16 protein-coding genes are annotated in these 12,972 nt (G+C 68.6%); 14 read left to right on the top strand and 2 right to left on the bottom strand.

Features of this window, described 5'->3' with window-relative positions:
- Window positions 1-10: 10 nt before the first annotated feature.
- The 5 genes from proC to BOX37_RS30120 all read left to right on the top strand — a co-directional run bounded on the left by proC (window position 11) and on the right by BOX37_RS30120 (window position 3,926).
- Complete coding sequence (gene proC, locus BOX37_RS30140; protein WP_071930567.1) at window positions 11-829, top strand: pyrroline-5-carboxylate reductase; 819 nt, start codon at window positions 11-13, stop codon at window positions 827-829.
- A 162-nt stretch (window positions 830-991) separates the two neighbouring features.
- Entirely contained in the window at window positions 992-1,255 is a 264-nt protein-coding gene (locus BOX37_RS30135; RefSeq protein WP_387617689.1) for a helix-turn-helix domain-containing protein, read from the top strand.
- 286 nt (window positions 1,256-1,541) lie between these two features.
- Window positions 1,542-1,643 (top strand): 30S ribosomal protein bS22, encoded by a 102-nt coding sequence (locus BOX37_RS30130; protein ID WP_003402602.1) that lies wholly within the window; start codon window positions 1,542-1,544, stop codon window positions 1,641-1,643.
- A gap of 235 nt (window positions 1,644-1,878) precedes the next feature.
- Window positions 1,879-2,913, top strand: coding sequence for an NAD-dependent epimerase/dehydratase family protein (locus BOX37_RS30125; RefSeq protein WP_084760389.1), 1,035 nt, complete (start codon window positions 1,879-1,881; stop codon window positions 2,911-2,913).
- Window positions 2,910-3,926: a lysophospholipid acyltransferase family protein gene (locus tag BOX37_RS30120; RefSeq protein ID WP_071930564.1), complete on the top strand. Its 1,017-nt coding sequence runs from the start codon at window positions 2,910-2,912 to the stop codon at window positions 3,924-3,926. The genes BOX37_RS30125 and BOX37_RS30120 overlap by 4 nt, the downstream gene beginning before the upstream one ends.
- 4 nt (window positions 3,927-3,930) lie before the next feature.
- On the opposite strand, the gene BOX37_RS30115 is transcribed toward BOX37_RS30120, so the two are convergent.
- Window positions 3,931-4,956 carry an HAD family hydrolase gene (locus BOX37_RS30115; protein WP_387617683.1) on the bottom strand — a complete coding sequence of 342 codons (1,026 nt, stop codon included), beginning with the start codon at window positions 4,954-4,956 and terminating at the stop codon, window positions 3,931-3,933.
- An 88-nt stretch (window positions 4,957-5,044) separates the two neighbouring features.
- Between BOX37_RS30115 and BOX37_RS30110 the strand changes: the two genes are divergently transcribed.
- The 5 genes from BOX37_RS30110 (at window position 5,045) to BOX37_RS30090 (ending at window position 10,503) form a co-directional block, all read left to right on the top strand.
- A complete protein-coding gene (locus BOX37_RS30110) occupies window positions 5,045-5,326 on the top strand; it encodes a glutaredoxin family protein (RefSeq protein WP_071932002.1) in 282 nt (93 codons plus the stop codon).
- A gap of 207 nt (window positions 5,327-5,533) precedes the next feature.
- Entirely contained in the window at window positions 5,534-6,397 is an 864-nt protein-coding gene (locus tag BOX37_RS30105) for a redox-sensing transcriptional repressor Rex (RefSeq protein WP_071930562.1), read from the top strand.
- 76 nt (window positions 6,398-6,473) lie between these two features.
- Window positions 6,474-7,868, top strand: a complete 1,395-nt coding sequence (locus BOX37_RS30100; protein ID WP_071930561.1) for a glutamyl-tRNA reductase — start codon at window positions 6,474-6,476, stop codon at window positions 7,866-7,868.
- Window positions 7,865-8,938 (top strand): hydroxymethylbilane synthase, encoded by a 1,074-nt coding sequence (gene hemC, locus BOX37_RS30095; protein ID WP_071930560.1) that lies wholly within the window; start codon window positions 7,865-7,867, stop codon window positions 8,936-8,938. The genes BOX37_RS30100 and hemC overlap by 4 nt, the downstream gene beginning before the upstream one ends.
- A complete protein-coding gene (locus BOX37_RS30090; RefSeq protein WP_071930559.1) occupies window positions 8,935-10,503 on the top strand; it encodes a bifunctional uroporphyrinogen-III C-methyltransferase/uroporphyrinogen-III synthase in 1,569 nt (522 codons plus the stop codon). Before hemC ends, BOX37_RS30090 begins: the two co-directional genes overlap by 4 nt.
- A gap of 56 nt (window positions 10,504-10,559) precedes the next feature.
- Here BOX37_RS30090 and BOX37_RS30085 read toward each other — a convergent pair whose 3' ends face one another.
- Window positions 10,560-10,844, bottom strand: coding sequence for a hypothetical protein (locus BOX37_RS30085; protein ID WP_071932001.1), 285 nt, complete (start codon window positions 10,842-10,844; stop codon window positions 10,560-10,562).
- Between the two features lie 131 nt (window positions 10,845-10,975).
- On the opposite strand from BOX37_RS30085, the gene BOX37_RS34480 reads away from it, so the two are divergent.
- The 4 genes from BOX37_RS34480 to BOX37_RS35890 all read left to right on the top strand — a co-directional run bounded on the left by BOX37_RS34480 (window position 10,976) and on the right by BOX37_RS35890 (window position 12,949).
- The gene (locus BOX37_RS34480) at window positions 10,976-11,176 is read left to right on the top strand and encodes a hypothetical protein (RefSeq protein ID WP_156910625.1); all 201 of its coding nucleotides are present in this window, start codon (window positions 10,976-10,978) and stop codon (window positions 11,174-11,176) included.
- A gap of 42 nt (window positions 11,177-11,218) precedes the next feature.
- On the top strand, window positions 11,219-12,196 hold the full coding sequence (hemB, locus tag BOX37_RS30080; protein WP_071930558.1) for a porphobilinogen synthase: 978 nt from the start codon (window positions 11,219-11,221) through the stop codon (window positions 12,194-12,196).
- Between the two features lie 32 nt (window positions 12,197-12,228).
- Window positions 12,229-12,705, top strand: coding sequence for a hypothetical protein (locus tag BOX37_RS30075; RefSeq protein WP_071930557.1), 477 nt, complete (start codon window positions 12,229-12,231; stop codon window positions 12,703-12,705).
- Window positions 12,706-12,826: 121 nt separating this feature from the next.
- Window positions 12,827-12,949: a hypothetical protein gene (locus BOX37_RS35890; protein ID WP_276207223.1), complete on the top strand. Its 123-nt coding sequence runs from the start codon at window positions 12,827-12,829 to the stop codon at window positions 12,947-12,949.
- The last annotated feature ends 23 nt before the right edge of the window (window positions 12,950-12,972 follow it).

Raw genomic sequence — 12,972 nt, 5'->3', positions numbered from 1 at the left:
TCTTGTCCGCATGACGAGAATTGCGGTGGTCGGTGGCGGTCGGATCGGTGAGGCGCTGGTCGCCGGATTGCTGGAATCCGGCCGGGCGACGAAGGATCTGGTCGTCGTCGAGCCGTCGGCGCCGCGGGCCGCGCAGCTCGCCGAGCGCTTCAAGGTGCGGGTGAGCGGATCGGTCGCCGAGGCGGTCGTCGGCGCCGACATCGTCGTGGTCGCGGTCAAGCCCGGCGTGGTCGACTCGGTGCTGACCGACCTGTCCAAGGCCGATCTGGACAGCGGCAGCGACCAGGTGCTCGTCTCGCTGGCCGCCGGTGTCACCACCGCCAGGCTCGAATCCAAACTGCCCGCCGGGTTCGCCGTGGTGCGGGTCATGCCCAACACTCCGATGCTGGTCGGACAGGGCATGAGCGTGATCGCGCCCGGCCGCTACGCCGATGACGAGCAGCTCGAGCAGGTCGGCGCGATGCTCGAAGCCGTGGGTAAGGTGGTGACGGTGGCCGAATCACAGATGGACGCGGTCACCGCGGTGTCGGGTTCGGGACCGGCGTATTTCTTTCTCGTCGTCGAGGCGATGATCGATGCCGGTGTCGGCCTGGGGCTGACGCGCGATGTGGCCAGCGAACTGGTCGTGCAGACCATGATCGGTTCGGCCGCGCTGCTGGACGAGACCGGGCAGAGCGCGGTCGATCTGCGGGCCGCGGTCACCTCGCCCGGTGGGACGACGGCGGCGGCCCTGCGTGAGCTCGAGCGCGGCGCGCTGCGCTCGACGTTCATCGAGGCGTTGCAGGCCGCCAGGCATCGTTCCGCCGAACATGGCGCGTCGAACGAATGACGATCGGGTACCCGGGATGAAAACCGATTTCTCACACCCGTCGCAGTAATCCCACTGGTCCCGCTAAGCTCGTAGAAGCACGTGCGTGTCTGTTCCGCCGGTGGGGAAGCCGGTGGCGCGGACGTGCCGGAGGTCAATGGTGCCATGATGTCTGCGAACAGAATGTCTGCAAGTAATCCCTCGGCGTCGGGCGGTGGTTCGGGATCACCCGGACCGCGGGCCACGCAGGGGCAACCCGTGATCGGCGGTGGCACTCATTTTCTCACCGTCGCCGAAGTCGCCGATCTCATGCGGGTGTCGAAGATGACGGTGTATCGGCTCGTGCACTCGGGTGAACTGCCCGCGGTGCGTGTCGGCCGGTCGTTCCGGGTGCACGCGAAGGCGGTGCACGACTACCTGGAGACGTCGTACTTCGACGCCGGTTAGGTTCTCGGCCGCCTCGATCTGGACCGACCGGAGGGCGCGACGAAGGAGTGCCCGCAGGGAGGGAAGATCGAGGGAACAGGCCGAGAACCCGCGGCGCCAGCCGCCACGAATACAGCGAACCCGCGGGCGCCAGCCCGCAGGCGGCTCTGTAGCATGAACCCTTGGTTCGTGTCCGCCTGCCGGTGGCACCGCTTTGTGGTGTCCGGTGCGCCCCGGCGGCGCGGTCACCAGACGACGCACGCGAACCGCGTGTGGATGCCGAGTAGAGAGAACGCGAGGAAACCCTATGGGTTCTGTGATCAAGAAGCGCCGCAAGCGTATGTCGAAGAAGAAGCACCGCAAGCTGCTTCGCCGCACACGTGTTCAGCGACGCAAACTCGGCAAGTAAGCCCGCGTGCCCTACGAGAGCCCGCCACCTTCGAGGTGGCGGGCTCTCGTTTTGAAAAGATCAGGTTTGTGAATCTCACCATGCGATGACGGGTCGTCATCGTTAAAAGCTTGTTGATCGTGGCGGCGGGTGGCGTGAATGCGGCTACTCTGGTACGCGAAACATGAGAAGCAGGGGGCTTTGAGTGGGGTCAGGTCCAAGTTCCGACACGCGAGAACCACACTCGCCGAAGGTAGTGCTGGTCACCGGTGCCAGCCGGTTCTTCGGCGGCAATGTCGCGGCCCGGCTCGCCGCCGAGCCGGGCGTCGAACGCGTCATCGCGGTCGACATCATGACCCCGAGCCGGGAGCTGCGGCGACGGATGGGCAGTGCGGAGTTCGTGCGCGCCGACATCAGGAATCCGCTGATCCGCAAGGTCGTCGAGGGCAACGACGTCGACACGGTCGTGCACGCGGCCGTGCTCACCCGGCCACCGGCCGGCGGCGGGCGTGCGGTGATGAAGGACCTCAACGTCCTCGGCGCGATGCAATTGCTCGCGGTCTGCCAGAAGGCGCCGTCGGTGCGGCGCGTGGTCGTGCGGTCCTCCTCGGCGGTCTACGGCTGCAGCGCCAAGGACCCGGCGAAATTCACCGAGGAAATGGGTGCGCGCACCCCGCCCGCGGGCTGGTTCGCGCGCGACATGATCGATATCGAGGCGCTGGTGCGCGGAATGGCGCGGCGCAGGCCCGACATCTCGGCGTCGATTCTGCGATTCGCGCCGATCGTCGGTCCGCGAATGGCCGATCGCGGGGTGCAATATCTGCGGTCGCCGATCACCCCCACCGTGCTCGGTCGCGAGGCCCGGCTGCAATTGCTGCACGAGGAGGACGCGGTCGCGGTGCTCGTGCACGCGGCTCTGCGTGCCGGCGGTGGCACGGTCAATGTCGCGGGTGACGGCGCGCTGGCCATGTCGCAGGCCATCAGACGGGCCGGGCGCATCGCCGCGCCCGTGCCGCTGTTCGTCTTCCGTTCGGTCGGGCGCACGCTGATGGGCCCGGTCATGCGCGGTTTCAGTGGCGAACAACCCGACTACTTCTACTTCGGCTGCGGGCTCGATACCACCCGCATGCGCACCGAACTCGGCTTCACCCCGCGCTGGACCACGGTCCAGGCATTCGACGACTTCATCGCGGGCGCAGCGTTGCGGCCCGTCTTCGATCCGGCTTGGATCGATGCCGCGGAAAACAAACTGCTCGGCCTCATCGGGGCCAATTCAGGAGCGCGTACATGAACGAGGGAGCGAAAGTCATTCGTCTCGACGTGAACGTCGAGACCCGACAACGACCACCGGCCCGGCGCTGGCCGGATCAGCCGATGCAACCCACCCCGGTCACCTCGCTGAGCGACCACCGGCCCGGCATGCCGGCCGCGGCGCCCAAGACCCTCACCGACATCCTGCGCGATGCCGTCGGCGAGCAGATCGAACGCACCGCCGAGTTCGCGCGTCGACGGATGACGGGCGATTACCAGGTCGACGAGTTCGGTTATGACCGCCACCTGCTCGAATCGGTCATCCTGCCCGCCCTGCGCCCGCTGTCGGACTACTGGTTCCGCGTCGAGGTCGCCGGGATCGAGAACATCCCCACCACCGGTGGCGCGCTCATCGTCGCCAACCACGCGGGCACCGTCCCGATCGACGGACTGATGCTGCAACTGGCCATCCACGACAAGCACCCTGCCCACCGCGCACTGCGACTACTGGCCGCCGACCTCATCTTCGAACTGCCCGTGCTCGGCGCGCTGGCTCGCAAGGCCGGGCACACGCTGGCCTGTCATCCCGACGCCGAGCGACTGCTGCGCTCCGGCCAGATCGCCGGTGTGTTCCCCGAGGGCTTCAAGGGCGTCGGCAAGAACTACGCCGACCGCTACAAGCTGCAGCGCTTCGGTCGCGGTGGTTTCGTCTCCGCCGCGGTGCGCACCGGCGTGCCGATCATCCCGTGCTCGATCGTCGGCTCGGAGGAGATCTACCCGAAGCTGGCCGACATCAAGCCGCTGGCCCGCCTGCTCGGCCTGCCGTACTTCCCGGTCACCCCGCTGTTCCCGCATCTTGGCCCGCTCGGCGCGATCCCGCTGCCGTCGAAGTGGTACATCGAGTTCGGCGAGCCGATCGTCACCACGCCCTTCGAACCCGAAGACGCCGACGACCCGATGACCATGTTCGAGGTCACCGATCAGGTCCGCGAAACCATCCAGCAGACCCTCTACAAGCTGCTCGCCAAGCGCCGCAACCCGGTCTTCGGGTAGCTGCTCAGTGTTCGCGGTGGCGGGCCACGGCGGCCGCCACCGCGCCACCGGCGGCACCCAGCGCCAGTGCGGTCGGGACGCCGATCTTGGCCGCCTTGCGGCCGGTCCGGAAGTCGCGGATCTCCCAGCCCCGGTTCTTGGCGACCTCACGCAGGTCGGAATCGGGGTTGATCGCCACGGCGGTGCCGACCAGTGACAGCATCGGGACGTCGTTGTGGCTGTCGGAGTAGGCGGTGCAGCGCTTGAGATTGAGGCCCTCGCGGATGGCGAGGGTGCGGACCGCGTGCGCCTTGCCGAGTCCGTGCAGGATGTCGCCGACCAGGCGACCGGTGAACTTGCCGTCGACACTCTCGGCGACCGTGCCCAGCGCGCCGGTCAGGCCGAGGCGCTTGGCGATCACATTGGCCAGTTCCACCGGGGTGGCGGTCACCAGCCAGACCTGCTGGCCGGCGTCGAGGTGCATCTGGGCGAGCGCGCGGGTACCGGGCCAGATCTTGTCGGCGATGATCTCGTCGTAGATCTCCTCGCCGAGCGCGGCGAGTTCGGCGGTCGGGCGGCCCGCGATGAAGCTGAGCGCCTTCTCCCGGCCCGAGGCCATGTCGGAGGAGTTCTCCTTGCCGGTCACCCGGAACTTCACCTGCTTCCAGGCGACATCGACCAGGTCGGAGGTCTTGAAGTACTTGCGCGCGGCAAGGCCACGGGCGAAGTGCACGATCGAGGCGCCTTGCACCAGTGTGTTGTCGACATCGAAGAACGCCGCGGCGGTGAGGTCTCGCGGGACCTCGGCGCCCGCGTCTGCGCCCTGCTCGGCCAACTCGGCATCGTGGAGGGTGAGCGCGGCGTCGGCACTGGCCTCACCGGCCAGATTGGCGCGCAGCTCCTCCTCGCTCGGCCCGAACGGGCTGCGAGGCAGCCGTGCGAACTGCTCCTGCAATTCCTGACCGAGGCGGCTGGGTTGCCACCGTGCAGGGAACTCACCGAATCGCCCTGCGACGAATCCGGCCCTAGTCACCTTCGAACGTTCCGGCACCAGTACCCTCCGCTAGTCGCGCGAACCATGTCCACAGTAACCGGCTTCACCGACAACCCGCGGCGGGCTCGAGGATTAAATAATGGTCATGACGAATCCCACACCCACAGTGACACTGTTGACCCGCGCCGGTTGCGGAATGTGCACCACCGCACTGGCGCAATTGCAAACGATCTGTGGTGATTTCGGTCTCCCTGTCGCCACGGTCGACGTCGACGCCGCCGTGGCCACCGATCCCAGCCTGCGTGCCGAGTACGGCGATCGGCTGCCCGTGGTCCTGTTGAACGGCCGCGAACACAGCTATTTCGACGTCGACGAGCCACGTTTGCGAGCAGACCTGAGCCGTTTCGCTGGTCGCGACGGAAAATGAGGCCAATTTCACCGACTTTGTGAACGCCTGCACAAGCGGTTACGGTGGTGGCACGCAATCCGCACCGCCGCCCTCAGCAGCGGCGGTGACCGGGTTTGTACAGCCCCCCATGGCACCGGTCGCTCTCTCGCAACGCAGCGACCCACACCGGTGAACGAACAACCAGGAACCGGACCGCGATCAGGCCCGGAACGAGGAGCCGACGACGTGACAGAGCAGCACGAGACGCCCGGTGGCGTCTCCGGCAAGGCTCTCGCGCGGGACATCCCGCAAGCCACGGTGACTCGTCTCGCTACCTATCTCCGGGTTCTCGCCGGGTTGGCCGACGAGGGTGTAGCCATCGTATCGAGTGAGGAACTGGCTGTCGCGGCGGGTGTCAATTCGGCCAAGCTGCGCAAGGATCTTTCCTTCCTCGGACCGAACGGCGTGCGGGGTGTCGGCTATGACGTAGCCAAGTTGCGCACCAGGATCGAAGATGTGCTCGGTCTGTCGCAGGGACATCGGGTGGTGCTGATCGGTGCGGGCAATCTTGGCCGCGCCCTGGTCGGCTATGGCGGTTTCGGGGTACGCGGCTTCACTGTGGTCGGGATCTTCGACAACGACACGGCGGTGATCGGTCAGTCCTACGCCGGTCTCGTCGTGCGCGATGTCTCCCAGCTCGGTACGCAGATTCCGGCGCTCGCGCCGACCATCGCCGTACTCGCCGTTCCCGACGAGGCCGCCCAGGACGTGTGCGATCGCCTCGTCGCCGCCGGGCTGCCGTCGATTCTGAGCTTCGCCCCGTGTGAACTGCGCGCTCCCGCCCACGTGGAGGTCCGTCGCGTCGATCTGGCGATGGAACTGCAGATGCTGTCCTTCGATGCCGCCCGCAACGACGCGCCCGCCCTCCCGGAGGCCGCCAGCGCCGGGTCGGGCCGGATCGCGCGCCGAGTGCCGCCGCAGAACCACCTCACGCACCCCGCGCCGGTCGAACCGGCGCGCGGCAGGCCGCAGCGGCGCACCGCGCCGCACTCGGCCACCCCCCACTCGGCAACGGAGCCAAGCACCAAGGGATCGGTGATCACGCCATGAGCGAGCGCCAGCGAGCGAATCAACAGTGCAGCGCGCCTACGCGCATGACGGAGCCGAGCGCTAGCGAGGTGCAGTCATGAGCGTTTTGTTGGTCGGGATTTCGCATCGGAGCGCCCCGGTCTCGGTGTTGGAGAAGGTCGCGATCAGTGAGGCCGACCGGCCGAAGCTGGTCGACCGGCTGCTCGAATCCAGTCATGTGTCGGAGGCGATGATCGTCTCCACCTGCAACCGGGTCGAGGTCTACGCCGTCGTCGACGCCTTCCACGGCGGTCTCGGCGAGGTGGGGGAGTTGCTCACCAAGCATTCCGGGCTGCCCCTGCCGGATCTGACCAAGCACGCCTACGTGCGCTACAGCGAGGCCGCCGCCGAGCATCTGTTCGCGGTCGCCAGCGGGCTCGACTCGATGGTCGTCGGCGAACAGCAGGTACTCAGCCAGATCCGCAGCGCCTACGCCAGCGCCGATGGCCAGCAAGCGGTCGGGCGCACGCTGCACGAGCTGGCTCAGCACGGCTTGCGGGTCGGTAAGCGGGTGCACTCCGAGACCGGTATCGACCGGGCCGGTGCCTCGGTGGTGTCGGTGGCGCTGGACCGGGCGCGCGGCGTCGTCGGTGATCTGGCCGGCCTGACCGCGGTGGTGCTCGGCGCCGGTGCGATGGGCGGTCTGGCCGTCGCGCACCTGTCGCGGGCGGGGATCGGCCGGATCCTGGTCGTCAACCGCACACTGGACCGTGCGCAGCGCCTCGCCGAGACCGGACGCGTCATGCACGGTGTCGACGCCCAGGCGATCGAGATGTCGCGGCTCACCGAGGCCTTGGCGAGCGCCGATGTGGTGATCACCTGTACCGGCGCGGTGGGTGCCGTGGTCACCCTGGCCGACACCCACCGCGCGCTCGCCGGTCGCCCGCGCACCGAACTCGCCGAGCGGCCGCTGGTCTTCTGCGACCTCGGCCTGCCTCGCGACGTGGAGCACGCCGTGGCCGGACTGCCCGGCGTCGCCGTCATCGACATCGAATCGCTGCAGCGCGATCCGGCTGCGGGCGCCGCGGCCGACGACACCGCCGCCGCGCGGCTCATCGTCGCCGAGGAACTCGCGAAATACCTTGCCGGGCAACGTATGGCGGAGGTCACCCCGACCGTGGCCGCGCTGCGTCAGCGTGCCGCCGATGTGGTGGAGGCCGAACTGCTCCGCCTCGACTCGCGGCTGCCCGACCTGGCCGACCCGGCTCGCGACGAGGTGGCGCGCACCGTGCGCCGCGTCGTCGACAAGCTGCTGCACGCGCCGACGGTGCGGGTCAAGCAGCTGGCTTCCACGCCGGGCGGCGACAGCTACGCCGAGGCGCTGCGTGAGCTGTTCGAACTGAAACCCGGTGCGGTGCAAGCGGTTGCCGCGCCCATGGAGGTCGCAGCGGCCGAATCCGCACTGGCCGACGACTTCACCGTAGGACACCTCGGCGATGGGCAGGACTCATGACCACGACAGTGCAGGAAGAGGACACCGTGACCGCAGGCAGCATTCGTGCGCCCTGGCGGATCGGCACGCGCGGCAGCTTGCTCGCGCTGACACAGGCGGGGACCATCCGTGATGCGCTGATCGCGGTGGGCCAGCCCGCCGAGTTGGTCGTGATCAAGACGCCCGGCGACCTGGCTCCGACGGCCCCGGTTCAGACGATCGGCGTCGGCGTGTTCACCTCCGCGCTGCGCGACGAGCTGGCCCTGGGTGGCATCGACATCGCGGTGCACTCCTACAAGGACCTCCCCACCGCGCAGGACCCGCGCTTCACCATCGCCGCCATCCCGCCCCGCGAGGACCCGCGCGACGCGCTGGTCGCCCGCGACGGTCTGGTCCTGGGTGAATTGCCCGCCGGCGCCAAGGTCGGTACCTCGGCGCCGCGCCGCGCCGCGCAGCTGCGTGCCCTCGGCCTCGGTCTCGACATCGTCCCGCTGCGCGGCAACATCGACTCCCGCCTGCGCAAGGTGAGCGAGGGCGAACTCGATGCCATCGTCATCGCGCGCGCCGGGCTGTCGCGGATCGGGCGTACCGCCGAGATCACCGAATCGCTCGAGCCGGTGCAGATGCTGCCCGCCCCCTCACAGGGTGCCCTGGCGGTGGAATGCCGGAGCGACGACCCGCAGCTGATCGAGGTGCTCTCCGGCCTGGACGACGCGGCGACCAGGGCCGCGGTCCTGGCCGAACGTTCGTTGCTCGGCGAACTCGAGGCGGGCTGCACCGCTCCGATCGGCGCGATCGCCGAGGTGGTCGAGTCGATCGATGAGGACGGCCGGATCTTCGAAGAGCTGTCGCTGCGCGCCTGTGCCGCGGCGATCGACGGCTCCGACACGCTGCGCGCCTCGATCGTCGGCGCGCCCGAGGACGCGGCGGAGCTCGGTCGCACGCTGGCGCGCGAATTGCTGGATCTGGGTGCTCGCGCACTGCTGAGCGCCGCGGACGAGCCGGAACCGGAGGACGGTTCCCCCACACAGGCGGTGAACGCTCCCGCCCAAGACTTCACCAATACCAGCCCGATGGAGAACAACCGATGAGCAGCCGAGCCACCAAGAAGCAACCAGGGCGGATCCTTTTCGTCGGATCCGGCCCCGGCGACCCGGCCCTGCTGACCGTGCGCGCCCGTGAGGTGCTCGAACGGGCGACGCTGGCGTTCACCGACCCCGATGTCGACAAGGGCGTGCTCGCCCTGATCGGCGCGGCAGTCGAGCCGGGCGAGGACGGCGAGCGTCCGGTCGACGTGCGGCCTGCCCTCGGCGAGCCCGCCGAGGTCGCCAAGACGCTGATCGCCGAGGCCCGCAACGGCCACGACGTGGTCCGCATCGTCACCGGCGATCCGTTGACCACCGACTCGGTGATCAACGAGGTGAACTCGGTGACCCGCTCGCACGTGGTGTTCGAGGTGCTGCCCGGCCTGCCCAACGGCTCCGCGGTGCCCAGCTACGCCGGTATCGCGCTCGGCTCCGGGCACACCGAGGCCGACGTGCGCGGCGAGGTCGACTGGTCGGCGCTGGCCGCCGCGCCCGGCCCGCTGGTGCTGCACGCCACCTCCGGGCATCTGGCCGAGACCGCGAGCGCGCTGGTCGAGCACGGGCTGGCCCCGCAGACTCCGGTCGCGGTGACGGTGCGTGGCACGACCCGGCAGCAGCGCACCATCGAGGCCACGTTGGCCTCGCTGAACAACGCCGCCTCCGAACTGGTCGGCCCGCTGGTCGTCACCGTCGGCAAAGAGGTCGACAAGCGGTCGAAGATGTCGTGGTGGGAATCGCGTGCCCTCTACGGCTGGACCGTGCTGGTGCCGCGCACCAAGGATCAGGCGGGGGAGATGAGCGAGCGGCTCGTCACCCACGGCGCGATCCCGATGGAGGTGCCGACCATCGCCGTCGAGCCGCCGCGCAGTCCGGCGCAGATGGAGCGGGCGGTGAAGGGCCTGGTCGACGGTCGCTACCAGTGGGTGGTGTTCACCTCCACCAACGCGGTGCGTGCCGTATGGGAGAAGTTCGCCGAGTTCGGCCTGGACGCTCGCGCGTTCTCCGGGGTGAAGATCGCCTGCGTGGGCGAGGCCACCGCGGAGCGGGTGCGCTCCTTCGGCATCAACCCCGAACTGGTGCCCAGCGGCGAACAGTCCTCCGAGGGCCTGCTGGCCGACTTCCCGCCCTACGACGACGTGTTCGACCCGGTGAACCGGGTGCTGCTGCCGCGCGCCGACATCGCCACCGAAACCCTCGCCGAGGGCTTGCGCGAGCGCGGCTGGGAGATCGACGACGTCACCGCCTACCGCACCGTGCGCGCCTCGCCGCCGCCGGCGGAGACCCGCGAGATGATCAAGACCGGCGGTTTCGACGCGGTCCTGTTCACTTCGTCCTCCACGGTCCGCAATCTGGTCGGGATCGCGGGCAAGCCGCACGCGCGCACCATCGTGGCCTGCATCGGCCCCAAGACCGCCGAGACCGCGATCGAGTTCGGCCTGCGCGTGGACGTGCAGCCCGAGACCGCGCAGGTCGGTCCACTGGTCGAGGCGCTGGCCGAGCACGCGTCGCGCCTGCGCGCGGAGGGCTTGCTGCCGCCGCCTCGGAAGAAGAGCCGCCGCAGCAGCCGCTAGGCCGCCGAGATACCTCGAAAGCCCGCCCGCAACGGCGGGCTTTCGGGGTATCAGGATCATCGGCTGTAGCGCAGCAAAGTGCGCACGAGCCGACAGGTGGCATCCGAGGGCGGGCGCAGCTCGATCTGTTCGGCGGTGCGCCGGATCGTCTCGTTGGTGGCCTGATTCGGTAGGTACACACCGGAATCCAGCAGCGCGATCGTCAACCGCATGGCCTTGAGCCGCCGGTTGTGCGCGACATACCACCGCCGCGGTCTGCCCGCGGGCAGCCGCTTCTTCTCCAACGGCACATACGGCCCCGTGATGAGCCTGGACTTCGGCGTTACGGCCATGGCGTTCATCGGCGTCCTCCCGTCGCGAACGGGTTCCGCCCCCACCGGCGGAACCCTCGAACACGCTTTCGATTATAGCGAGGGACACCGACAAGTTTCGTGAACATCTCGCGGAAGCCACTGGGCTCCAGTGTGATTCGATGTTATCCACAGGCTCGTCACGATCGACCGCGGGGTTGCTGTCGGACGGTGTGGTCGTCCGGATCTCGTCGATGGCCAAGCCGTGCACCGCCATGGCCACCAACCACCTCACCGCCGAACAGCTCGCCCGCGGCGGGCCGGGCCCGGATGACGGCGAGGCGATTCTCGGCGAGCCGTCCCGCGAGTCCGACGCTGTGTAGTCGCCGTGATGACGAATCGGGCACAGGCGTATTCTGCGGGCTATGACCGCTTTCGACCGCCCACGGCGGTTGCGCAGGACGCCCGCATTGCGTCGACTCGTCGCCGAGACCACGCTCGAACCGCGTCAGCTGGTGTTGCCGATGTTCGTCGCCGATGGCATCGATGAGCCACGGGCGATCAGCTCGATGCCGGGGGTGTATCAGCACTCGCTGGACTCGCTGCGCAAGGCGGCCGCCGAAGCGACCGCCGCGGGCGTCGGCGGGCTGATGCTGTTCGGTGTGCCGCTGCCCGAGGACAAGGACGCCACCGGCAGCCAGGCCAGCGATCCGAACGGCATCCTCAATCGTGGTCTGCGCGCGCTCGCCGAGGAAGTCGGTGACGCGACCGTCGTCATGGCCGACACCTGTCTGGACGAGTTCACCGACCACGGACACTGCGGCGTGCTCGCCGCCGACGGCGCGGTCGACAACGACGCCACCCTGCATCGCTACGTGGAAATGGCACTGGCCCAGGCGGAATCGGGCGCCGATCTGCTCGGTACCAGCGGAATGATGGACGGCCAGGTCGGCGCGATCCGGCGCGGGCTGGACGCGGTGGGGCGTACCGACACCGCCATTCTCGCCTATGCCGCCAAGTACGCCTCGGCCTTCTACGGCCCGTTCCGAGAGGCCGTCGGCTCATCGCTGGAAGGCGATCGCCGCACCTACCAGCAGGACCCGGCCAACCGTCGCGAGTCGCTGCGCGAACTCGACCTCGACCTGGCCGAGGGCGCCGACATCGTGATGGTCAAGCCCGCGATGTCCTATCTCGACATCCTGCGTGATGTGGCCGACCGCTCGACGGTCCCGGTCGCGGCCTACCAGATCTCCGGGGAGTACGCGATGATCACCGCCGCCGCCGAGCGCGGCTGGATCGATCGCCAGGGCGCGGTTCTCGAATCGCTGATCGGTATCCGGCGCGCTGGCGCGGACATCGTGCTCACCTACTGGGCGACGGAGGCGGCACACTGGCTGTCGTGATCGTTCCACCGAACAAACCTGAACCCCTTCCGATGCCGGAGGATGTCGGCACCGCACGGCAACTGTGGTGGGCGATCGCCGGACTCGGTGTCGTCTACACCGCGGCCGGGATCGTCACCATGACCGGGCAGCGCGAGGAACTGCGCACGCAGTTCCTCGACGAGATACACAAGACCGACCCGAACATCGCCGCGTCCACTGCCGACCTGATGGTGTTCGCCGCTTACGGCCTGGCCGGCGTGCTGGGCGTGCTGCTCGCGGGTCTCACGGTGCTGATCGCGCACCAACTCGGGCGCGGCAAGCGGTGGGCGCGTACGGTGCTGACGATCGTCTCGGTCTGGCTGGTGCTCGGCGCGATCACGACGATGTTCGCCTTCTCCAGCGTGTCCGGCGTCGCCACGATGGTGGCAGGCGGTACGGCGATCGTGCAGGGCGTGCTGGCCGCCGGCGCCGCGTATCTGAGTTACCGGCCCGAATCCACGAAGTACTTCGAGCTGAATCGTCGGTGAACAGCCGGTGGCGGTGGGGTGTCTTTGGTCACCGACCTGTCACCGTGTATGGTGAGGATGGTCACAGCGGGTGGGGTAATCGCCGTGACGTAACCGGTTATGGGCCGGGAGAGCGGAGGCAATGATGCGCGTGGTGATCCAGCAACCACACAGCCTGCGACGCGACCTGTTGGTCATCGGCCTGATGGTCCTGCTCGGTCTCCTCACCATCGCCCTCATTCTGCTGCCGAGCCTGGTCGGTTGACCAGCGGCGCTCCGGCGCCCCAC

It is taken from the genome of Nocardia mangyaensis (assembly GCF_001886715.1).
GTDB lineage: Bacteria > Actinomycetota > Actinomycetes > Mycobacteriales > Mycobacteriaceae > Nocardia > Nocardia mangyaensis.
This window is presented reverse-complemented; position numbering and strand designations above follow the sequence as displayed.